Source organism: Archangium primigenium, assembly GCF_016904885.1.
GTDB lineage: Bacteria > Myxococcota > Myxococcia > Myxococcales > Myxococcaceae > Cystobacter > Cystobacter primigenius.
Window position 1 is genome coordinate 6405569 of sequence record NZ_JADWYI010000001.1, and the last position, 20863, is coordinate 6426431.

At 70.8% G+C, this 20863-nt stretch carries 19 protein-coding genes; 8 read left to right on the forward strand and 11 right to left on the reverse strand.

Annotated features, from left to right (window positions below):
• Position 1: 1 nt before the first annotated feature.
• Positions 2 to 808, reverse strand: coding sequence for a hypothetical protein (locus I3V78_RS26045; protein ID WP_204491142.1), 807 nt, complete (start codon positions 806 to 808; stop codon positions 2 to 4).
• A gap of 424 nt (positions 809 to 1232) precedes the next feature.
• Here I3V78_RS26045 and I3V78_RS26050 point away from each other — a divergent pair, with 424 nt between their 5' ends.
• The 3 genes from I3V78_RS26050 (at position 1233) to I3V78_RS26060 (ending at position 4262) form a co-directional block, all read left to right on the forward strand.
• The gene (locus I3V78_RS26050) at positions 1233 to 2456 is read left to right on the forward strand and encodes a hypothetical protein (protein WP_204491143.1); all 1224 of its coding nucleotides are present in this window, start codon (positions 1233 to 1235) and stop codon (positions 2454 to 2456) included.
• A gap of 29 nt (positions 2457 to 2485) precedes the next feature.
• Positions 2486 to 2887 carry a hypothetical protein gene (locus tag I3V78_RS26055; protein WP_204491144.1) on the forward strand — a complete coding sequence of 134 codons (402 nt, stop codon included), beginning with the start codon at positions 2486 to 2488 and terminating at the stop codon, positions 2885 to 2887.
• Positions 2888 to 2966: 79 nt separating this feature from the next.
• Positions 2967 to 4262, forward strand: a complete 1296-nt coding sequence (locus I3V78_RS26060; RefSeq protein WP_420840429.1) for a PQQ-dependent sugar dehydrogenase — start codon at positions 2967 to 2969, stop codon at positions 4260 to 4262.
• Between the two features lie 9 nt (positions 4263 to 4271).
• On the opposite strand, the gene I3V78_RS26065 is transcribed toward I3V78_RS26060, so the two are convergent.
• Positions 4272 to 5528, reverse strand: coding sequence for an FAD-dependent monooxygenase (locus tag I3V78_RS26065; RefSeq protein ID WP_204491145.1), 1257 nt, complete (start codon positions 5526 to 5528; stop codon positions 4272 to 4274).
• 87 nt (positions 5529 to 5615) lie between these two features.
• Positions 5616 to 7220, reverse strand: a complete 1605-nt coding sequence (locus I3V78_RS26070; RefSeq protein ID WP_204491146.1) for a PKD domain-containing protein — start codon at positions 7218 to 7220, stop codon at positions 5616 to 5618.
• A 257-nt stretch (positions 7221 to 7477) separates the two neighbouring features.
• Between I3V78_RS26070 and I3V78_RS26075 the strand changes: the two genes are divergently transcribed.
• Complete coding sequence (locus tag I3V78_RS26075; RefSeq protein ID WP_204491147.1) at positions 7478 to 8206, forward strand: iron-containing redox enzyme family protein; 729 nt, start codon at positions 7478 to 7480, stop codon at positions 8204 to 8206.
• Between the two features lie 14 nt (positions 8207 to 8220).
• Positions 8221 to 8670 carry a VOC family protein gene (locus I3V78_RS26080; protein ID WP_204491148.1) on the forward strand — a complete coding sequence of 150 codons (450 nt, stop codon included), beginning with the start codon at positions 8221 to 8223 and terminating at the stop codon, positions 8668 to 8670.
• A gap of 43 nt (positions 8671 to 8713) precedes the next feature.
• Here I3V78_RS26080 and I3V78_RS26085 read toward each other — a convergent pair whose 3' ends face one another.
• The 8 genes from I3V78_RS26085 to I3V78_RS39985 all read right to left on the reverse strand — a co-directional run bounded on the left by I3V78_RS26085 (position 8714) and on the right by I3V78_RS39985 (position 17383).
• Positions 8714 to 10072 (reverse strand): aminotransferase class III-fold pyridoxal phosphate-dependent enzyme, encoded by a 1359-nt coding sequence (locus tag I3V78_RS26085; protein ID WP_204491149.1) that lies wholly within the window; start codon positions 10070 to 10072, stop codon positions 8714 to 8716.
• Positions 10073 to 10157: 85 nt separating this feature from the next.
• Positions 10158 to 12035, reverse strand: coding sequence for an amidohydrolase (locus tag I3V78_RS26090; protein WP_204491150.1), 1878 nt, complete (start codon positions 12033 to 12035; stop codon positions 10158 to 10160).
• Positions 12036 to 12250: 215 nt separating this feature from the next.
• Positions 12251 to 12664, reverse strand: a complete 414-nt coding sequence (locus I3V78_RS26095) for a hypothetical protein (RefSeq protein WP_204491151.1) — start codon at positions 12662 to 12664, stop codon at positions 12251 to 12253.
• A gap of 15 nt (positions 12665 to 12679) precedes the next feature.
• Positions 12680 to 12844, reverse strand: a complete 165-nt coding sequence (locus tag I3V78_RS26100) for a hypothetical protein (RefSeq protein ID WP_204491152.1) — start codon at positions 12842 to 12844, stop codon at positions 12680 to 12682.
• A gap of 4 nt (positions 12845 to 12848) precedes the next feature.
• A complete protein-coding gene (locus I3V78_RS26105; protein ID WP_204491153.1) occupies positions 12849 to 13280 on the reverse strand; it encodes a hypothetical protein in 432 nt (143 codons plus the stop codon).
• Positions 13281 to 13305: 25 nt separating this feature from the next.
• Positions 13306 to 13914, reverse strand: coding sequence for a hypothetical protein (locus I3V78_RS26110; protein ID WP_204491154.1), 609 nt, complete (start codon positions 13912 to 13914; stop codon positions 13306 to 13308).
• Positions 13911 to 14789 carry a GGDEF domain-containing protein gene (locus I3V78_RS26115; protein ID WP_204491155.1) on the reverse strand — a complete coding sequence of 293 codons (879 nt, stop codon included), beginning with the start codon at positions 14787 to 14789 and terminating at the stop codon, positions 13911 to 13913. Before I3V78_RS26115 ends, I3V78_RS26110 begins: the two co-directional genes overlap by 4 nt.
• Positions 14790 to 14842: 53 nt before the next feature.
• Positions 14843 to 17383, reverse strand: a complete 2541-nt coding sequence (locus I3V78_RS39985; protein WP_204491156.1) for a carboxypeptidase regulatory-like domain-containing protein — start codon at positions 17381 to 17383, stop codon at positions 14843 to 14845.
• 190 nt (positions 17384 to 17573) lie between these two features.
• On the opposite strand from I3V78_RS39985, the gene I3V78_RS26125 reads away from it, so the two are divergent.
• The 3 genes from I3V78_RS26125 (at position 17574) to I3V78_RS26135 (ending at position 20795) form a co-directional block, all read left to right on the forward strand.
• Complete coding sequence (locus tag I3V78_RS26125) at positions 17574 to 18821, forward strand: SGNH/GDSL hydrolase family protein (RefSeq protein WP_204491157.1); 1248 nt, start codon at positions 17574 to 17576, stop codon at positions 18819 to 18821.
• 64 nt (positions 18822 to 18885) lie between these two features.
• Positions 18886 to 19179: a DciA family protein gene (locus I3V78_RS26130; protein ID WP_204491158.1), complete on the forward strand. Its 294-nt coding sequence runs from the start codon at positions 18886 to 18888 to the stop codon at positions 19177 to 19179.
• Between the two features lie 8 nt (positions 19180 to 19187).
• Complete coding sequence (locus tag I3V78_RS26135) at positions 19188 to 20795, forward strand: CAP domain-containing protein (protein WP_204491159.1); 1608 nt, start codon at positions 19188 to 19190, stop codon at positions 20793 to 20795.
• Positions 20796 to 20863 lie beyond the last annotated feature (68 nt).

The window sequence follows — 20863 nt, forward strand, 5'->3', positions numbered from 1 at the left end:
GCTACACGCCGTGCGGCGGGTCTTCCTCCGGCTTCACCATCCGCTCGCCGTGGAAGGCCCTCGTCGATGCGTAGAACCGTGCGATCTCCTCCGGCTTCAGGCCGCATTCGTGGGCGACCTCCTCCAGCGTCGGCAGGCGGAAGAGCTTCGCGAAGGCCCGGTCCACCTGGTTCATGCGCTCGATGTCCGCCAGACTCAGCCGGATGCGCGGGGCGTCCGCGACATCGAGGATCTGACTCACGAAGGCGGAGCCCCGGTCGAAGCGCTCCTCCAGCTCCGCCACCTTCTCCACCTTCAAATCCAGCCAGGCCTCGAGCGCGCGATCCAGCTCGGCTTGCGCCTCGGCGATCACCTCCGACAAGGCGTCATCCCATCGCGAGAGTTCCTCCGCGCGCATGGTGGGATGGGCCCGCGCGCAGATGTCCAGGGCCGCGGACAGCGCGGGCAGGTTCGTCCAGGGACTCGCGCGAAACTGGTCGATCATCCAATCCCGGACGTGGACGTTCACGACGTCGGTCCCGTTCCAGGGGTCGGTCGCGTAGCCATTGCCAAACCACTGGCCGTGCCCCCCGTTGTGCACCTGGGACAGGTAGCGGAACACCAGCTCGGCGAGCGGCGCGGCCTCACCGTATTCCTCGCCAAAGCGCTTCAGGGCCTTCAGCCCCTTCGTCGGCAGGCCCCATGCCCGGGCCTGATCACCGTAGAGCAGGGACAGGAGCGAGGACGGCTCGAGGGTCCGCGCCCCTTCGAGCCATCGCTGTCCCAGGAGCAACCGCCGCAGGTTCTCGAGAGCCGATTCCGGATTCATCCCTCCCCTCTTGCCATGAGCTCGCCCTCGGGATCCACAAGCCAGGGGCCTCGCTGACGTGTCAATGACAGGTCAATGAAGCAGGTCCGGTGCCTGCTAGAGTGTGACGGGCGCGAGCCCGCGCAGGGCAGCGCCGCAGTCCCCCCCGCAGTCCCTGGAGGTCCCCGATGCACGCAGCACAGCACCTGGCCGGAGCGCAGAAGGAGTCCCGGAAGAAAGTGATCACCGCGGACGATGTTCGCGGCGATGTGTCCCCGATGCACGCGGGACCTCCGGGCCCTCCTGGACCTCCGGGCCCTCCCGGAGCGCTCACGCGCTGAGGGCACCCGCGCCGCCAAGGCTTCAGGCCTGAGCGGCGTCTCCCCCGCGAGAGGGCCCGTACGGACGGGCTTCCTCGCGGGGGTTGTTCGTACGGGGAATCGCCATGGAACAGGTCGCTCAATTCCTGAAGCATCTCGGCGAATGGGTCGAACGCGATTGGAGCCGGTCGGCGTTCGACCTCGCCGCCTTTCCGGAGACCGCGGTCCGGGCGCTGCGGACGTGCCGACCCACCGAGCACCTCTCGGCGATGGACATCGTCGAGTGGGTGCATGGCACGGACGCGCTCCCGGCGCAGATGGACATCGCCGCCCGGTTCGGCAATCCGCCCGTGACGGTGTTCCGTGGCCAGGGCTTCCACATCGATGTCTATTATTGGCTGGAGGGGGACACCGACATCCACCAGCACGCCTTCTGCGGCGCCTTCACCGTGCTCCAGGGGACGAGCCTCCAGGGCGTCTACGCCTTCGAGAAGGGCCGCGTCCTCCATCCGCGCCTCATCCAGGGCCAGCTCGCGCTGGAATCACTGCGGCTCATGACGCCCGGGGACATCCAGCCCCTCGCCGCCGGGGCGGACTTCCTCCACAGCGTCCTGCATCTGGATTACCCCACCGTGACGCTGTTGATCCGCGCCGATGTCCCGGCGTCGGGCCCGCAGCACAGCTACGCGATGCCGGGACTGTCCTATCTGCACCTGGGCTTCTGCGAGCAGCCGCTGCGGCGCCGGGTCCAACTCCTGCGGATGATGGACCGGGTGGATCCCCCGCGGATGCGCGAGCAGCTGCGGGCGGGGCTGCGGACCGCGGATCCCCTGACCTTCGCGCACCTGGTGTTCGAATCCAGGCCCCTGTTCCAGAATGACTGGCAGGGCTTCGCGGACATCCTGAACGACGTCTACCCCGAGCAGGAGGAGGTGCTCGACGCCCTGCTGCCGGTGCTGCGTGACGTGAAGCGCATCAACCGCCTCCACGGCTTGAAGAACGCGATCGCCCGGGAGCCGGACCTGCGCTACCTGACCGCCCTGCTCTTCTTCTGCACGCACCGGTCGCGGTTCATCGAGGCCCTGCGGTCGCGGTTCCCCGAGGCCGAGCCGATGGAGAAGGCCTGTGCCCTGCTCTCCCGCCTCTCCACGGTGGCGGGACATGACCTGGGATTCGACATGACGCCCGCGGCGACCACCGCCCTGCGCGCGCTGTTGCGGGGCCAGAGCGAGGGCGCGCTGCTCGCCACGGCCCGGCCCGAGGCCCCGCCCGCCGACCTCGCGAAGGCCTACCACACGCTGCGCGGCAGTGACCTCCTGTCCACCTTGCTCTCGACGAATCAGGTATAGTCCGGATTCCCAATTTCCTGGAGATTCCGATGCCGACGTTCTCTCGCTCCCTCGCCCTGCTTGGTCTGATGGCCGCCGCCACCGTGCCCGCCCAGGCCCAGGCGGGGTGCCCCTACCTGTCCGTATCGATCCAGGGCCCCTCGCAGATCTCCCGCTATGGGGGCGTCCAGTACTATCAGGCGCTCACCGTGGGGGGCACCATCACCCCGGCGCTCTACTACACGTGGTCCTACCGCTCGAGCACGACGAGCTACGGCAGCGTCTGGGGCCCCTCCTCGTCACACCAGGGCGGCGAGTTCGAGGCGGTGAATGAAATCCGCGCCTCGTGCTTCCTCAAGCGCTTCGAGCTGAAGGTGGTCGTCACGGACTCGTGCGGCGTCACGGCGACGGCCACGAAGGTCGTCTCGTTCGATCCCAGCGAGTGCCCGTAGCGCCCCACCGCCCCGAAGGCGCTCCGCCCGGAGGAGTTCTCCTCGCCATGGGCCGCGGGTTGAAGAATGCTCCGCGCCCATGAACAGGATGCTGGCAGCAGGCGTCGTGGGGCTTCTGGGCGGTTGCTCCCACGCGGAGAAGACGCCCCCGTCCCAGGTGGTGACCCGCACGGAGACGGTGGAGTTGCCGGGGCCGTACGCCACGGACTCGGTGCGCAGGTTCAGCAAGGTGCGCGGCTGGGCCCAGGACCAGGCGCCCGTGGCCGAGGGCTTCACGGTCAAGCGCTACGCCACCGACCTGGTGAGCCCGCGCAACCTCTACGTCACGCCCCAGGGCGACGTGCTGGTGGCCGAGGCCAACACCGAGCTCAAGGGCGTGATGAAGCTCGGCGCGAAGCTGGTGGGCTATGCCGCCTCCGCGCGCACGGAGCCCAGCGCCAACCGCATCACCCTGCTGCGCGACGCGGACCATGACGGCGTGCCCGAGACGCGCACGGTGTTCCTGGAGGGCCTGAACCAGCCCTTCGGCATGCTGGTGCTCGGCGACTTCTTCTACGTGGCCAACACCGACGCCGTCTGGCGCTACCCCTACTCGCCCGGCGCCACCACCCTCACCGGCAAGGGCGAGAAGATCCTCGACCTGCCCGCGGGCGGCTACAACAACCACTGGACGCGCAACCTGCTGGCCCACCCAGACGGCACGAAGATCTACGTGTCGGTGGGCTCGGGCAGCAACGTGGGCGAGCACGGGCTCGACAACGAGGTGCGCCGCGCCAACGTGCTGGAGATCAACCCGGATGGCTCGGGCGAGCGCGTCTTCGCCAGCGGCCTGCGCAACCCCGTGGGCCTGGCCTTCGCGCCGGGCTCGCGCGCGCTGTGGACCGCGGTGAACGAGCGGGACGAGCTGGGCGACGACCTGGTGCCCGACTACCTCACCCACGTGGAGGACGGGGCGTTCTACGGCTGGCCCTACAGCTACTTCGGCGCGAACGTGGACCCCCGGGTGAAGCCGCAACGGCCCGAGCTCGTGCGGCGCGCCCGGGTGCCGGACGTGGCGCTGGGCGCGCACACCGCCAGCCTGGGGCTCGCCTTCAACGAGGGGCCGATGTTCCCCGAGCGCTTCCGCCACGGGGCCTTCATCGGCCAGCACGGCTCGTGGAACCGCTCGACGCTCTCCGGCTACCAGGTGGTCTTCGTGCCCTTCTCCCCCGAGGGCCAGCCCACCGCGCCCGCCGAGCCGTTCCTCACGGGCTTCGTCCAGGACACCGCCGAGCGCGAGGTCCACGGCCGGCCCGTGGGCGTGGCCTTCCTGCCGGATGGCTCCCTGCTGGTGGCGGACGACGCGGGCAACACCGTGTGGCGGGTGAGCCGGTAGCGCCCCGGCTCAGGCGCCCGCGGAGAGCCCCTCTGCTTCCTCGGCCCGCTCGAAGGCGGCGGCCCGGCGCTCCTGCGCGGAGTAGTCGGGCAGTTGGAGCGTCTCCGCGGGCGGCCGGAGCACCTTGCCCAGCGCGCGGGTGACCAGCGGATGGGTGGCGGAGCGCAGCACGGAGTGGAACACCTTGATGCCGAGCCGGGTCCTCGGGTTGGCGAGCCGCGGGATGCCCGGCGGCAGGTGCTGGGTCCGCGTGACGTAGGGGCGCATCAGGGCCTCGTAGGAGGCGAACGCGGCCTGGTGGCTGCCCCGGTAGCGCGCCAGCTCTCCCGCGAGGATGTAGGCGCCCACCAGGGCCAGCGTGGTGCCCATGCCCGTCACCCCCGAGGGCGCGTAGGCCGCATCCCCCACCACGGCCACGCGCCCGCGCGACCAGCAGGGCATGCGGACCTGGGTGATGCCCTGGAGGTAGAAGTCCGGCGAGTGCTCCATCTCGGCCAGCACCCGGGGCGTCTCCCAGCCCGCGTGGGCGAAGAGCCGTTGGAGCATGTCCTTCTGGGCCCGGGGATCGAGCTTGTCGTGGCCCGGATTGGACGACAGGTACGTGAGCAGGGCCCGGGTCGTCCCGAGATTATCGGGGCGCAACAGGACACTCCGGCCGTCCGGTAGTGCGCATGCGCGGGCCCAGGTGCCATCGGAGTCGACGCGCGGAATGGTGAAGTAGGCCGCGTAGCCCCCGAGGAACCGGAGCTCGGTCCCGGCGCCGAACACCAGATCCCGCGTCTTCGAGCGCGTGCCGTCCGCGGCGATCACCAGATCGAAGGTGCGCTCGCCCCCGTTCAGCAAGCGCACCTGGACCTTGTCGTCCTCCTCGTGCAGGGACTCCACCCGGTCGCCGAACAGGTACTCCGTCTCGTGGCGCGTGTGCTCGTACAGCATCGAGGCGAGCTCGCCCCGGAGGATCTCCACCCCCGCGATGGGACCTTCACCCCCGAAGTCGTCCGCCCTCAGGGAGGCGCGTATCTGGCCGCCCTCGTCGAGGAAATGGATTCCCTCCTCGCGGGTCGTCCGCGCGTGGACCTGCCGCTCGAGGCCCATCTTGTACACGACATCCTTGCCCGCCCCCCGCAGGTCCACCGTCTGCCCGCCGAGCCGCAGGTCCGGAGCCCGCTCCACGACGACCGGGTTCATGCCGTAGCGGCGCAGCCAGTAGGCGAGCACGGGGCCCGCGATGCTCGCGCCCGCGATGAGAATGGAGGGAGAGGTCATGTCCGTGTCCTGGGTGGACCGGGGCGAAGGATCCCCGGTTCACCCAGAGGGCTAGCCATGGCACGGACCTGGCGCAAGGGTGCGGGCTCAGCGCACCTCGAAGTCGTAGATGCGCGTGGCGGGATCACCCACCTGGGACGCGGTGGTCACGTTGAGCTTGATGTAGCGCGCCGAGGTGGCGCTGATGGCGTGGGTCGAGGTGTTGGCGGTGTTGTTGGTCACCGTCACCGGGGTGCTCCACGTCGTGCCGTTGCTCGAGGTCTGGATGGTGAACGCCTTGGTGTTCCAGGTGTTCGACTCGCCACCCGCGCCGGCATGCTGGACCACGAAGCTCTTGACCGTCTGCACCGAGCCGAGATCCACCTGCAGCCAGCCCGGGGAGACGAGCGAGCAGAACTTGTCGGTGGTGCCACCGGAGACGCTGCCGTTGACCGCCTTGGCGGGCGTCTCGGTGGTGTTGCAGGCGGTGGAGCCCGTCGCCGGCTTGTTGAGCGCCAGGTTGACGAAGCCCGAGCCGACCGAGACCGTCTGGGTCTTGGTGTGGGTGGCGCCCTTGTTGTCCGTCACGGTCAGGGTGACGGTGTAGTTGCCGGCGCTGGCGTAGACCCGGCTGGGGTTGGTCGCGGTCGAGCCGGTGCCATCACCGAAGTTCCAGCTGCGCGCGGCGATGGTGCCGTCGCTGTCGGTGGAGGCGTCGCTGAAGGTCGCGGTCAGGCCGCTCACGGTGACGCCGAAGTGGGCCACGGGCGGGGTGTTGCCGCTGACCGCGGTGTTGATCGCCGACGCGTACTGCGCGGACGTGCCCTGCGCCTTGCACGCCTGGATGTCGTCGTAGAGCCACATGAAGCCACCGGCGATGCCCGCGGAGGCCTTCCAGTTGCTCATCTTGCTCTGCACCGTGGCCGGGCTGTCGCCGCTGCCACAGCCCGAGCCGTGGCGCGACCACAGGCCCGGGTCCACGGTCATGCCCATGGCGGTGTTCCAGCTCGCCGGGTTGTTGCCCGCGCCGCCGTCGTACACCTGCAGGTAGATGATATCGACCGCGCTGCCCAGGTTGTCCTTGAGGCCCTTCCAGAAGCTCTGGTTGGTGTAGGGCGCGAAGGTGATCTTGTAGCCCAGGCCCACCAGCATCTGTCCGAACTGGGCGGTCGGCGTGAGGTTGTAGGCGCTCTCGTCATCGAAGTTGACCGCGGCGGCGCCCGTGATGCTCTTGAGCACCTGGAAGTTGCGGTACAGGATGCTGTTGCTCCCGGTGCCGCAGACGAGCGTGCTGCCACAGCCGGCGGCGGTGCCGTTGACCAGCTTGATCATCCGCTCGAAGTCCGGAACGCCCCAGGCGCCGATGGAGACCTCGATGCGGTTGACCGACGTCGGCGCCGTCTTGAGCGAGGCCAGCCGCGTGGGCCAGGCCGGATCGCCCACGTACGCGCCGTTCTTGACCACCGGGATGTCGTTGTAGACGAGGTCCCCGTTGTCCTCGATGTGGAAGCTCCACAGCATCACGGTGGTGAAGCCCGAGGCGCGCAGGTCGTCCATCACCGCGGTGCCACCGGAATAGAACGGGCCCCCGCCATAGACCGCCGAGCGGGCCTGGGCGTCGGGCGTGAGCGCGGCCAGCGCCAGGGCGGCGAGCCCCGGCAGGGCCCGGCGGGCGGAACGAAGGCAGGACGAGAGGGTCTTCGACTTCGGCATGGGGACATCTCCCGCCATGCGCGTCTCGGGGACGCGCTGGCATCCGTCGCCAGCCTTGGCGACGGGCGCACAGTGCGAGCGCCGAAAGCCAGATGTCAACACGGAAATCAATATAAACAGGTAAAACCCGAGAGCGGTCTGGCTTCACACTTGGTGGAGCCCGAAGTGACTTCTCGTTTTTCGAGATTTGAAGAGAACGCGGCTACGCTCCGTTCCCTGGTGCACCAACCACTCCCCCCCGGGAGAAAGGGCATTTAGTGGATCAGCAATCCCTCCAGGCCTTGAAGGAAGAGTTCTGGCGCATGGCGGACAACGCCCGGACCCAGACCGAGTACCTCGCGGACCGCAAGCTCCAGTCGCTCGCGCACGTGCCGCTCGACGTCCTCAAGAAGGTCTTCGTGCAGTACCGCTACTTCACCCTCTTCTACATCAGCGACCTGGCGCTCCTGGTCTACCGCCTGCCGTTCGGCAACCTGCGCAGCCTGATGGCCGACTTCCTCAACGACGAGTTGGGCAACGGCCAGCACACGCAGGCCCACCAGCGCCTCTACGACGACTTCCTGGTGAGCCTCGGCATCCCCCGGGAGGAGCTCGAGAAGAACGCCCACCCGGGCAACCTCCAGCTCCTGGGGGAGATGAGCGACCTGGTGATGAAGGCCTCGCCCTGGTACGCCGTGGGCCTGCGCGGCATGGGCGGCGAGTGCCTGTGCCAGGTCTACCTCGCGGCCATGCACACCCACTTCATGAAGAACCCGGCCATCCAGGTGCTGGCGGACCGGATGGATCCGCGCTTCTGGGACATCCACACGGGCGAGGTGGACATCGAGCACCGCGAGCGGCTGCGCGCGGCGCTCATGGCGGCGGTGGACGAGGATCCCTCGGCGCTGGAGGGCCTGGTGGGCGGCTACCGCAAGAGCAAGGGCGTCTTCGACCGGTTCTGGGACAACATCTTCGAGGCCGCGGGCGTGACAGCCCACAAGGCATGAAAGAGGAGCACACCATGGCGACCATCAAGGACTTCCATCTGGCGTTCCCGGTGAAGGATCTCGCCTCGGCGCGGGCCTTCTACACGGGCGTCATCGGCTGCCCCGAGGGGCGCAGCACCGACCACTACGTGGACTTCGACTTCTACGGGCACCAGATCGTCGCGCATCTGGCCCCCGAGCGGCCGACCAGCGCGTCCGACTTCGACGGCAGCGACGTCACCATCCCCCACTTCGGGCTGAACCTCGACTGGGAGGCCTTCCATGATCTGCTGGCGCGGTTGAAGAAGGGCGGCGTGCGCTTCGTCAAGGAGCCCCACGTGCGGCTCGAGGGCAAGGTGGGCGAACACGTCTCCATGTTCATCCACGACTTCTCGGGCAACGCGCTGGAGTTCAAGGCGTTCCGCAACCAGGATCAGATCTTCTCCAAGGAGCTGAGCGAGGCGCCCGCCTCGTCCCGCGCCTGAAGCACCCCGAGGGGCCGGGGGCTCCCGGTCCCCTCCCCTCCGCTCACGCCGAGACGTGCCGGTCCGCGAGCGACAGCACCTCGTCGAGGATGGCCAGGCCCTCGCGCGCCTCCTCGTCACTGATCGTCAGGGGCGGCACCACGTGCACGCGGTTGCCGGACGTGAACGGCCACAGCCCTCGCGCCTTGCAGGCGTTCACGAGCTCCGCCATGGGTGCGTTCGCCGCGCCCGAGGCGTTGTAGGGCACCAGCGGCTCGCGCGTCTTCCGGTCGCGCACCAGCTCGAGCGCCCAGAACACCCCGACGCCCCGCACCTCACCCACCGACGGATGGCGCTGCTGCAACTCCCGGAGCGCCGGACCCAGGACGTCGTCGCCCAGGTGCCGGGCGTGCTCCATGATGCGCTCCTCGCGGTAGAGCTGGAGGCACGCCACGGCCGTGGCGCACGCGAGCGGATGCCCCGAGTAGGTCAGGCCTCCGGGATAGGGGCGATGCGCGAAGGTCTCGGCGATCCGCTCGCTGAGAATCACCCCGCCGAGCGGGACATAGCCACAGTTGACGCCCTTGGCGAAGGTGATGAGGTCGGGGGTGATCTTCCACCGGTCCACCGCGAACCACTCGCCGCAGCGCCCGAAGCCGGTCATCACCTCGTCGGCCACGAGCATGATGCCGTGCTGATCACACAGCGCGCGCACCCCCTCCAGATAGCCGTCCGGCGGGACGAGGATGCCGCTGCCGCCCACCACCGTCTCCAGCACGATGGCGGCGACGTTGTGCGGGCCCTCCATCGCGAGCACGTCGGCGAGGTGCGCCAGCGCACGGTCCCGCTCCTGCTCCAGCGTGGTGGCATGGAAGGCCGAGCGGTACAGGTAGGGGCCCCAGAACCGGACCACGCCCGGCATGCCGGGCTCACTGCCCCAACGGCGCGGATCGCCCGTCAGCGAGGCCGCGCCCGCCGTGGCGCCGTGGTAGCCGCGGTAGGCCGCGAGCACCTTGTGCCGCCCCGTGTGGTGGCGCGCCATGCGCACGGCGTTCTCGATCGCCTCGGCCCCGCCATTGGTGAAGAACACCTTGTTGAGGTCGCCCGGCGCCACCTCGGCGATGAGCCGGGCCGCTTCGCTCGTGGCCGCGTTGGCGTGGTAGGGCGCCACGGTGCACAGCGTGTCGGCCTGGGCCTTGAGCGCGGCGATGAGCTTGGGGTGCTGGTGGCCGACGTTGACGTTGACGAGCTGGCTGGAGAAGTCCAGCCACGTCCGGCCGCTCTCGTCCCAGAACCGCGACCCCCGCGCGCCGGCCACCACCACGGGGTCCAACGTGGCCTGCGCCGACCAGGAGTGGAACACGTGGGCCCGGTCATGGAGCCAGGCCGCGGTCTTCGGGGGGACGTCCTGTCGAGTGCTCACGGCGGCCGGCCTTTCCGTCCCAAGCGGGACACGGGGGCGCGGACTATTCCACGGCCGCCGAGCCCCCCTCAAGCCACGCTCGCGGCTACGTGCCCGTGGTCCCGCCCGTGTACGTGGGCGCCCCGTCCTTCCACGTCTCCACCACGGGGATGTCCCGCATCTTCAGGTAGGGGTCACTCAGCGTGAGCGGATCCTGCGCCAGGATGACGAAGTCGGCGAACATGCCCGTGTCCAGCGCGCCCACCCACGCGTCCGCGTAGCACTGCCAGGCCGCGTCGCGGGTGACGGCCAGGAGCGCCTGCTCCGCGCTCAGGCACTCGTCGGCGTTCAGCGCGGGAGGCACGCCGTTGGGCCCGACGGGCGCGGCCTCCATGCGCCGGGTGATGGACTGCTCCATCATGCGCAGGGGCCCCATCGGGCTCACCTCGCAATCGCTGTGCAGGGAGATCCGCAGTCCGGCCGCGAGCGCGGAGCGGCTGAGGTCCAGGTTGTGCTGCGCCTTGTCCTTGAAGATGATCTCGCTGAAGGCGTAGCCCCAGTAGCCCACATGCCCGATGAGGAAGCTGGGCGAGATGCCGTACTGCCGCAGGGTCGCCAGTTGATCGGGGATGAGCAGGGAGCAGTGCTCGATGCGATGGCGAAGGCCCGGGTCCTTCTGCTTCGGGATGGCCGCGCTGTACACCTGCAGGGCGAACTTCACGGCCAGGTCCCCGTTGGCGTGGATCATCAGGGGCCAGCCCTGGGAGACCACGGCCGTCTGCACCATCTGGGTATAGAGGCTCGGCACCTGCGTGGGATCGGGGTCGTTGGGGTCCACGAGGTTGAAGATGCCCTGGGGGTTGATGGCCTGGCAGTCATAGGGCGTGGACTGGTAGCCGGTCAGTCCCTGATTGGAGCCGTCCGAGACGAGCTTGGCGTGGCCGTAGTAGATGTCGCTGTAGGCAGTGACCGTCTGGTACGCCCCCATGGCCTCGACGTCGGCCTGGGTGAAGCAGATCTGCGCCGCGCCGATGCGCGTCTTCTTCGGCGCGACCGCGAGGTAGAGTTGCAGGAGGTTCTTGTACTTCGTCGTCATGCCGGCGTCGTACAGGAAGGTGACTCCGCGGGAGCTGGCCTCCTGGAAGAAGGCCGCCAGGTGCTTGCCCATCCCGAGCAGCATGTCTGTCTTCTGCTGCTGGGGAAGGGCCTTGAGGGCGGGGGCCATGCCGACCTCTTCCTGCAGCTGGCCCTGGGTGGCGGTCTCGTAATCCCCGAACGTGGGGTACGTGGTCTTCTCCTGCGGGGAGAGCTGCGCATACGTCAGTTGCAGCGCGGCGGTGTTGACGTAGGCCGTGTGCATGGACGCGCTCAGGATGAACAGGGGCCTGTCACTCACCATGCTGTCGAGCATCGTGTTGGTGAAGGTCACCAGGTTGGGGCCCTCGAAGGGCATCAGGGAGGGATCCACGCTCTTGGCCAGGACCCAGTTGCCATTGGGCGGGCCCGCCTGGGCGACGTAGGCCTGGAGCGTCTGGGTCATCCAGGCCGTGTCATACGTCGCCATCAGGTTCTGGCCGGAGATCCGGTTCAAGGACAGCCATCCCCCCGTCATCGCGGTGGGGACGATGTGGACGTGCGGCTCGATGAGCCCCGGCAGCAGGGTCTGCCCAGCGCTCAGCTGGCGGGTGGTATAGGTGATGCCCTGGCTCGACAGAGCGGCCTGGACCGCCGCGAGGGTCCCGGCGGCGACCACCTTGCCCCCGTGAATGCCGAGCGCCTCCACGGTCTCGGTCGAGCCGTTGATGAGGGGACGGATGATGCCCCCCGTGATGAGCAGCGAGGCCGGGGCCGCGGACGGGGTCGGCTGCAGGCTCTTGGACAGGGCGTTCAGCAGCTCCGGCTGGAACAACTCCTTCTCCAGGGCGACCATCACGGGGTTGTTGCAGGAGCAGTGGGTACAGCTGGACTCGTGGGAATGACGCATGGCGAGGACCCGGGGGGAAAGGGTTGGAACGCCAAGGTCCTGAGCAATGACGGTGCCAGCGCCTCGGATCCGGAGGCTTTCCGAGGGAACACGGTCGTCATGACGCGGGGTGTGCGAGTTCTGTGCCTCGAGTGAAGGCCCGCTGACGCGTCATGGACGTGTCAGTGACACGTCACGCGGGCGACTGACGTGTCCGGATCCCCGCCAAGCTCTCCTCAACGAGACTCATCTCGGGACACGGGGCGCCACCGGCCCCAGTGCTTGCGCATGTAGGGCCGAACACGGCCCTCGGCATCCACTTCGGAGAACATCGCGCCCTCCTGCCGGTACTCCGTCCCGCACCCACAGCGCCAGGTCACGGTGCTCTCGCCGAAACGCACCCACTGGTAATCAAACGCCTGGCAGCGTCCGTTCCGGCACGTCGGCCGGAGGGGGAAGAAGCGATAGAGCACGTCGACCGCGATGCCCAACAGCTCGCGGAGCAGGAACCAAGCCACCAGAATGGCGGCGAAGGTCAGGGCGGCGAGTCCAAACCCGTGCTCCGCGCCAACCCAGACAGCGGCACCCAATGCGAGCGCCGGTCCTCCCAAGAGCCAGAAGGCAGCAAAGAGATTGAATTGGCCATTCATCGCGTGAACAAGGCCTCACGGCTTCGCGAAGACACACCGCGCGGTGTGTTCGTCCCAGGCCCCGCTCGCGTCGAGGCACCCGTCGATGCGCAACTCGCGAACCCCATACGGGATCGCCACGGCGAGCAGCAGCACCACGACCAAAGTCAGTGTGATGGCGATTCCGCGACGCATCCGCACGGGTTCACTCCGCCTTGTCCTCGTCCTCGTCCTCGCTCGTGGGATAGCCCAGGACCGTGACGGAGACGCCCGCCTGGGCGAAGAACTGGAGATCCTCCCGGCTGAGATTCAGGACCGGAACGAAGCTCTTCTGCGTGCCCACATACAGACCGATGCGCAGGACGCTCTGGACCTCCTGGCCTTCGAGCGCTGCGCGCACGGGCTCCAAGGCCAGCAGCACGCGCCGGGCCTCGGCCACCGCGCCTTCCGTGGTGTCCTCGTCGAAGATCGTCAGGGAGAAGCCCCCGTCGACCCGCTGGCGTTTGGTTCCCACGGGGTCGCCCCGGCTCCAGACGTCATCCTCGGCCTCCAGCTTGCGCTTGAGCTTGGGAAAGCGCTCCAGGAAGGCGTACGCCGCGAAGTCCTGACCCGACACCACCCACGTCACGATGCACATGCGAGGACGTCCCCCCGCGCACCGCTCACGGGCGCGGAATCAGCCACAACGAATAGACGAAGAACGGCGCGTGCTCGGGGACGCGCCGGTCCGCCACGGCCTTGAAGGCGAAGGCCTCGTCGAGCCCGGAGAAGAGGTGGTGGACGTTGAGCGCCGGGCTCCAGGTGGCCCGCAGTCCGTCGCGCTCCCCGGCGACATATCCACAGTTCGTCAGACCGCTGATGAAGCCGGCATCCGCGACGTCGAAGCCGAGGAACGACCAGTCATCACTGGCCGTGGGCGGGTCCATCCGCTCCTGGAACGGGCCCAGCGGCGACGCGGTCGAAAACCCATCCGCGGAGATCCAGCCCACCGCCACCGCCTCGTGGGCCTTGGACAGCGGCACGCCCCGCGCCTTGCGCATGCGCGACAGGTCGTCCCACAGGCCCGCGTTGGGGCCCCTCCGGCCCGGGAAGTCCGCGCCGAAGAGGCTCGGCCAGACGCGCGGGTCCACCGACAGGGGTTTGCGCACGCCCTCGCGCAGCAGATAGGTGGCGCGCCGCTCGGCGCTCCACGCCGTGTCCGGCGGGATGAACAGCTCGCGCAGATCGAATCCCAGCAGGGCCTCCCGCATCGCGGGCGCCTGGTACGTCACGAACAGACCCGGTTGCGGCCCGCCGACTTCGCCTCGTACAGCTTGCCGTCCGCCGCGCGCTTGAGGTCCACCAGATCCCGGTGTGTGGACTCCAGGATCGCCACGCCCAGGGAGACGGTGACGGGAATCACGTTCTTGTCGAACTCGAAGCGCTGCTTCTCCACCAGCCGCCGCGCCTTGTCCGCCAGCAACACCGCCCCGGCCAGGTCGATCTCCGGCAGCAACAGGCCGAACTCCTCGCCGCCGTAGCGGGCGAACACGTCCTCGCGGCGGATGCGCGTGCGCAGCGTGGAGGCGAGCTGCTTGAGCACGTGGTCTCCCGCCAGGTGCCCGTAGCGGTCGTTCACCAGCTTGAAGTGGTCCACGTCGAACATCACCAGCGACAGGCTGCGCTCGTAGCGCCGCGAGCGTGACACCTCGCGCTCCAGCGCCTCCTCGAAGTAGCGCCGGTTGTAGATCTGCGTCAGCCCGTCCATCGTCGTCAGGCGGTAGATCTCATCGTGGTAGGCCGTCTCGATGTTGCCGCCCGCGATGAACTTGAAGATCGTCCGGCCGATCTTCACCAGATCCCCGTTGCGCAGGGACTGCTCGCCCTGCACGGGCTCGTCGTTGACGAACGTGCCGTTGGTGGAGCCCAGATCCTTGATGAACACGCCCCGGCTCGTGTTGGTGATGCAGGCGTGGTTGCGGCTGATGGACTCCTGGTCCACCTGGATCTCCGCCTTGGCCGCCCGGCCGATCAGCGTCTGCTCGGTGCGCAGATCGTATTTGCGCCCCAGCTCCAGGCCGTAGATGACCACCAGCGCCGCGTCCAAATCGACGGGCCGTTCGGAGATCTTCGAGATGACCGTGACGACGGTGTCATTCTGCGCCATACCGGACCAGACCTTATCATCTGGAAAACCCTGGAAGCCAGTTGGTGACCGCCTCAGGGGAGAATCGTCACGGTCCGGGCGCGGGTGGTGGGCGGAGACAACGCCGCGCCCTCCCTGTCCAGCAGGCTCGCGGTGAGTCGCACCTCCGTGCCTGAGCACGCCTCGGGCAGGGGCAGCTCCACCTCGCCCCGCCCCTGCGTGTCCACGCTGGTGCCCTCGACGACCTGCCCCGCGCAGCCCTGGCCCCCCTCGAAGGTCAGGCGCACCGTGCCCTCGGCCAGCGCGTCCTGTCCCACCCGGAAGGAGGTGACCCGGACCCGCAGGCGCGCGCCCCGGGGCACGCTCTGGCCCTCCTCGGCGGGCTCCACCCAGCGCACCCGAGGCCACACCGAGTTGAGCGCCGCCCAGCCCACCACCGCCGCGTCGAGCCCCGCCAGGTCCACGCTCCGCGCCGCCAGGAGATCCTCCAGCCGCAGCACCTCGCCCTCCGCGCGCCCCGTGCGCCGCGCGTCCAGCGCCTGCATCGACAGCCCGGCGCGCGAGCCCAGGTGGTCGCCCAGGTAGGTGCGGTCCTCGAAGGGCGCGGGCGGGACGGGCAGGCGCAGGCCCTCCACGGCCCGCGCCGCGTCCAGGAGCACCGTCCAGCGGCGCCCCGCCCCGTCCGTGAACACGCCCCGCAGCAGCGCGCCCTCGGGCAGCGCGGGGGCCGAGACGAAGCGCAGCCAGCGCCGCGCACCGCCCTCGGTGGCGTAGCGCGCGCCCTCGGGCACGCCCAGGAAGGGCCCGGCCACCGCCACGGGGGCGCTTCCGCGCGGATCGAAGGGCAGCGTGGCGAGGCCCCGGTGCAGCAGCACGCTCGAGGCCTCCGCGCCCTCCTCCTCGGCGGCGGGCGTGGCCGACAGGAGCAGCAGGTAGGGACTGCCCTCGAGCCCGTGGTGCGTGGGGGCCATGCGCACGGCCACCAGCCCCGGCGCGCCCAGGCCCGGCTGGGTGTCCGTGTTCTGATCCACCGGCGTCGTGTTCACCCCGAAGCCCAGCCCCAGGGGGACGAGGCCCCGGCCCGCGACCTCCGCCTGGCCCAGCACGGCCACGCTGTCCAGGAACACGCCCCGGAAGCGCGGCAGGGCGGGCACCCGGAGCGCGAACGCGAAGCCCAGGGGCATGGCCTTGTCCGTGGTGACGTCATGGGCCACGGGCACGAGCTGCTCCGCGCCGGGCGCCGCCAGGGAGAAGCGCACGTCCCGCACCACCGAGGAGCTGAAGGAGCGCACCTGGGGGACGCGGCTGGCCAGCAGGGGCCCCACGTCCACCACGCCGCCCACGCCCCGGGGCAGCACGCTCGAGGGGATGTCTCCGCCCAGGGCCCAGGCGGTGCGCACGCCACACGCGCCCCGGCGCGTCGCCGCCTCCGACTCCGTGTCCTCCGGCCCCGTGGGCGCGCACACGCCGGCGAGCCCTCGCGCCCGGACCTCCGTCTGCCGCAGGGTGCTGTCCGGCAGCGCGGCGTAGGCGCCCTCGGGCAGCGCGACCAGCCGCGCCTGCCCGTCCACCTGGAACACCTCGCGGCGCACGGGGGCGAGCAGCGGCGGCGCCCGCAGGTCCGTCACCGCGTCCGGCGCGCTCAGGCCCGCCAGGCCCGCGTGCAGCTCCGGCCGCGCCGCCACCACCGCCTCGAAGGAGGTGACGGCCCCGCCCCGGAGCGCCTCGGGGTCGCGCCGCAGGGGCAGGCGCAGGTCCGTCGGGCCCGAGAGCCCGGAGTGCGCGACGGTGAGGTAGCCGAAGTCGGCGTGGAAGACGGACACACTGCCCTCCCCCGTCAAGGCCCCGAGCAGGAGCTCGCCCTCCGCGTCCGTCTCGTCCTCCTGCTGGATGACCCCGAGCGCATCGGCCACCACCACCGTCGCCTCCGGCACGGGACGGCCCGTGAGCGCGTCCGTCACCACCACCCGCAGGCGCCCCGCGGGCACGTCCGCCGACAGCACCCGGACACGCGCGGTGCACGTGGCGCCGCCCACCCGCGCCCGCACGAGCGCGCGCGCCTCCCGCGTGGGCAGCACCCCCACGAACGTGGCGCCCGCGCCCTCGCGCCGCACCACCTCCGGGTCCACCGCCGTCCACTCCACCGCGCTCTCGGCCACGCCCAGCGCCGCGCCCGACGCCTCCCAGGCCCGCACGGAGAAGCGCACCGGGGCGCCCACGCGCGCGACGAGCACGTCCGGCGTCACCTCGCAGGCCCTCGCCCGGGCCGCGTCCGGCGCCGCCGCGCAGCGCCCCTCCCGGCAGACGCCTCCGGACGCCGCGCACTCCGCGTCCGCCGAGCACATCGCCTCCACGCATTGGCTGTTGTCGCACTGACAGCCCAGGGGGTTGGCGTCACACGCGGGGATCCGGTACGCGCCCCGCCGCGCCGCCGTGCAGTCCTCGCGCACGCGGCACGCCGCCTGGCAGCGCGCCCGCGCCGTGTCACAGAAGAAGAGGTTGGGCGCCGGGCAGTCCTGATCCACCTGACAGCTGCCGGGGAGATCCTCCGTGGGCGTCTGGGGATCGAACCAGGGGGCGTTCGAGGAGTCGGCACAGGCGGCGAGCCCAACCACGGCGCAACACACCAACATGGCGCGACGCGCCAGGAGACGGGGGCTTAGCATCGGCGACTCCAATCGGGGAACTCCAGGCAAACGGCACCCCCCGGGGATTGTCAAGCCGGAGCCGGGACGCCGGGGTCCCCCCGGTGACGTCCACCGCGCGGGGTCGGATACTGCGCTCCCCCGAAAAGGAGGCGAACGGATGCGCGGGTCGCGGGTCGCACGATGGCTGCCGGTGGTCGCCCTGGTGAGCTGTGAACCCCTCGACGATCAGCTCGCCCCCGAGCCGGAGCCGGCGCCCGCCCCCCAGCGGCCCGAGCCCGGCGCTCCCGAGCCCGGAGCCCCCGCGCCGCCCGGCGGGGAGCACGCCTGGGCCTGGACGGAGGTGGCCCCGGACGACGCCCGCCTGCGGTTCATCGGGCGCGTGGACCGGGAGGCGCGCGAGGGGCCGACGTCCGCGTACCCCGGGAGCACCGTGCGCCTGCGCTGTCAGTGTTCGGGCGTGGACGTGCGCTTCGAGGACCTGGGCGAGGGGGGCGAGGCCCACACCACCTTCGTCGACGTGCGGGTGGACGGGCAGTCGCGCGGGGTGCTGGCGCTCCAGCCGGGCGCGCCCTGGCTGCCGGGCGTGCGGGGCCTGCCGCGGGGCGAGCACACCATCGAGCTGGTCAAGCGCACCGAGGCCTACGCGGGCGCGATGCGCTTCCTCGGCCTGCGGCTGGAGGGGACGCTCCTGGAGCCGCCGGCCCCGCCCGCGCGGCGCATGGAGTTCATCGGGGACTCCATCACGTGTGGCTACGGCAACGCGGTGAGCATCGCCGCGCCCACGTACACCGAGCCCAACACCGGCTACCACGCGCGCAACCAGGACATCCTCGCGGCCTTCGGGCCCCTCACCGCGCGCCGGCTGGGCGCCGAGTGGGTGACCACGTGCGTGTCCGGACAGGGCGTGTACCGCGCCAACACGGGCGCGCGCGACGGCGTGCTGCCGCTGGTCTACCGGCGCACCCTGCCCCACCAGGCCGAGCCGCGCTGGGAGCCCTCGCGCTACGTGCCCGATGTCATCGTCATCAACCTGGGCACCAACGACTTCGCGGTGGCGGACGGCGCGGGCCTGCCCACCGCGCCGCCCTCCGAGTCCTTCAAGCAGGCCTACGCCGAGTTCGTGCACGAGCTGCGCGCGGCCTACCCCGAGGCCGTCATCGTGTGCGCGGTGGGGCCGATGACCAGCGACACCTACCCCTCGGGCCGCGCGCTGTGGACCCGGCTGCGGCGGGACGTGTCGGACATGGTGGCGCGCGTGCGGGCCGAGGGCGACACGCGCGTGCATGGCTTCGTCTTCACCCCCATCGCGGGTGACCCGTATGGGGAGGACTGGCACCCCACCGCCGCCTTCCACGCCGGGATGGCGGACGAGCTCGTCCCCTTCCTCCAGGGGCTGGGCTTCTGACGGCGCGCGCCGGGGCGCACGGGCGCGTTGGCATTCCCCGCGCGCCGGTCGATGATGGGCGGACATGACCCGGCGCGAACCGAAGACCCTCGATCAGCTCCTTCCCCGAGTCCTCGCGCGGCTGGCGGAGCAGTCCGGCCGCGGCCGCGCGCTCGGTCCGGTGTGGAGCGCCACGGTGGGCGCGAACATCGCCCGGCACTCCCGCCCCCACGCGCTCGAGGCGGGCACCCTGGTCATCACCGTGGCCAGCGCCGAGTGGGCCCAGACCCTGTCGCGCCAGGAGGCCGCCCTGCGCGAGCAGCTCAACACGCGGCTGGGCCCGAACACCGTGTCCTCGCTCGTCTTCCGGCTGGAGTAACCCCCGCGATGATCGCCCTCGTCCTCGGCGTGCTGATGGCCGCCACGCCCCCGGGCCCCCCGCCGGGTCCCTCCATCCTGGAGCAGCGCGCGCTCCACCACATCCACCAGGAGTTCGAGCGCATCGGCCGGCGCTCGCCCCACCCGGACCCCGCCCTGACCCAGGCGGCGCGCGAGCTCGCCCGCAGGGCCCTCGAGCGGGGCGTCACCGGGGCGGTGGACCTGGTGACCCTCACCGAGGCGCTCAGCGACGCGGGCGGCGCGGACCCGAGCCCCCGCTCCTATGTGGTGCGCGCCGGGGATGGGGAGATGGCCGTGAGCACGCTCGAGGCGCGCCGGGACCTGAACCAGGAGCCGGCGAGCCACGTGGGCGTGGGCATGGCGCGCCAGGGGACGACCAGCGCGCTCGTGGTGCTGCTCGCCGAGCGCAAGGCGTCCCTGCGGCCCTTTCCGCGCGTGCTCGACACGCCCGGCCAGGGGCAGACGCTCTGTGGAGATCTGCTCGCGCCCCTGCGCGCGGCCGAGGTGTACGTGACGCTGCCGGACGGGCGCGTGGAGCACCCGCCGCTCACGCGGGACGTGGAGGGCAGCGCGTGCACGCGGGTGCTGTTCCCGGTGGCGGGCCGCTACACGGTGGAGCTCGTCGGCCGGGGCGAGCGGGGCCCGGAGGTGGCGGCGCTGTTCCTCGTGGACGTGGCGACGTCCCGGCACGAGGGCGAGAGCGAGCCGGTGGTGGAGCCCACGGACATCGCGGACGCGCGCGCGCAGGTGCTCGAGCGCATCAATGCCTTGCGCCGGGCGCACAAGCTGCAGCCGCTCGTGCCGGACGAGGCACTCACCCAGGTGGCCCAGGCCTACAGCGAGCGCATGGCGCGCGAGGGCTTCTTCGCCCACGTGTCGCCGGACGGTCAGGACTTGAGGGGCCGGCTCAACGCCGCGGGGGTGCGCTTTCGCTCCTCCGGGGAGAACCTGGGCATGGCCGCCGGGCCCCTCGCCGCGCACTTCGGCATCGAGTTGAGCCCGGGCCACCGCGGCAACCTCCTGGGCACCCCGTTCACCCAGGCGGGCATCGGCGTGGCGTTCCATTCCGTGGACGGGCGGCCCCAGGTGCTGCTCACCGAGCTGTTCTCCTCGGGGGCGCCGGTGCGCTCGGCGCTGCCCCCCGTGGAGGAGATGCACCAGGTGCTCGCCGGCCACCGCGCCGCGCATGGCCTCGCGCCGCTCCAGCGCCTGGCGGTGCTGGACGCGCTCGCCCAGGAGCAGGCGCGGCGCGCGCTCGCGTTGAACCTGCCGCCCGCGCAGCTGCCGGGAGATCCCGTGCACGAGCGCGTCTTCAACGCCGTGGAGGGCGCCCGGAGCGCGTCGGTGGACTTCTACGTGACGGACAGCCCCGCGTCGCTGCCGGACGCCCGGAGCCTGGGCCTGCGCGAGAACACCGCGCTGGGCGTGGGCGCCGTCCAGGGGGACTCCCCCACGCTGGGCAAGGATCGCTACTGGGTGGTGGTCATCTACGCCGCCACGCGGACGTCCTCGGGAAGAGCCACCAAGGCACGCGAGGGCGCGGGACGGGATACGGCTCACCTGCGCCCGGGGCCGGTGGGCCCGGCTTCCGACTGAGATTGCTCCGGAAGCCTCGGGACAGGGCGACAACGGACAGCGGACAGCGGGATGCGGCGGAAGAAACG

Coding starts and splice junctions, on each gene's coding strand:
- I3V78_RS26045 (WP_204491142.1), bottom strand. CDS start 808: ATGAATCCGGAATCGGCTCTCGAGAACCTGCGGCGGTTGCTCCTGGGA.
- I3V78_RS26065 (WP_204491145.1), bottom strand. CDS start 5,528: ATGACCTCTCCCTCCATTCTCATCGCGGGCGCGAGCATCGCGGGCCCC.
- I3V78_RS26095 (WP_204491151.1), bottom strand. CDS start 12,664: ATGAATGGCCAATTCAATCTCTTTGCTGCCTTCTGGCTCTTGGGAGGA.
- I3V78_RS26130 (WP_204491158.1), top strand. CDS start 18,886: ATGACCCGGCGCGAACCGAAGACCCTCGATCAGCTCCTTCCCCGAGTC.
- I3V78_RS26080 (WP_204491148.1), top strand. CDS start 8,221: ATGGCGACCATCAAGGACTTCCATCTGGCGTTCCCGGTGAAGGATCTC.
- I3V78_RS26090 (WP_204491150.1), bottom strand. CDS start 12,035: ATGCGTCATTCCCACGAGTCCAGCTGTACCCACTGCTCCTGCAACAAC.
- I3V78_RS26070 (WP_204491146.1), bottom strand. CDS start 7,220: ATGCCGAAGTCGAAGACCCTCTCGTCCTGCCTTCGTTCCGCCCGCCGG.
- I3V78_RS26060 (WP_420840429.1), top strand. CDS start 2,967: ATGAACAGGATGCTGGCAGCAGGCGTCGTGGGGCTTCTGGGCGGTTGC.
- I3V78_RS26135 (WP_204491159.1), top strand. CDS start 19,188: ATGATCGCCCTCGTCCTCGGCGTGCTGATGGCCGCCACGCCCCCGGGC.
- I3V78_RS26050 (WP_204491143.1), top strand. CDS start 1,233: ATGGAACAGGTCGCTCAATTCCTGAAGCATCTCGGCGAATGGGTCGAA.
- I3V78_RS26125 (WP_204491157.1), top strand. CDS start 17,574: ATGCGCGGGTCGCGGGTCGCACGATGGCTGCCGGTGGTCGCCCTGGTG.
- I3V78_RS26115 (WP_204491155.1), bottom strand. CDS start 14,789: ATGGCGCAGAATGACACCGTCGTCACGGTCATCTCGAAGATCTCCGAA.
- I3V78_RS26105 (WP_204491153.1), bottom strand. CDS start 13,280: ATGTGCATCGTGACGTGGGTGGTGTCGGGTCAGGACTTCGCGGCGTAC.
- I3V78_RS26055 (WP_204491144.1), top strand. CDS start 2,486: ATGCCGACGTTCTCTCGCTCCCTCGCCCTGCTTGGTCTGATGGCCGCC.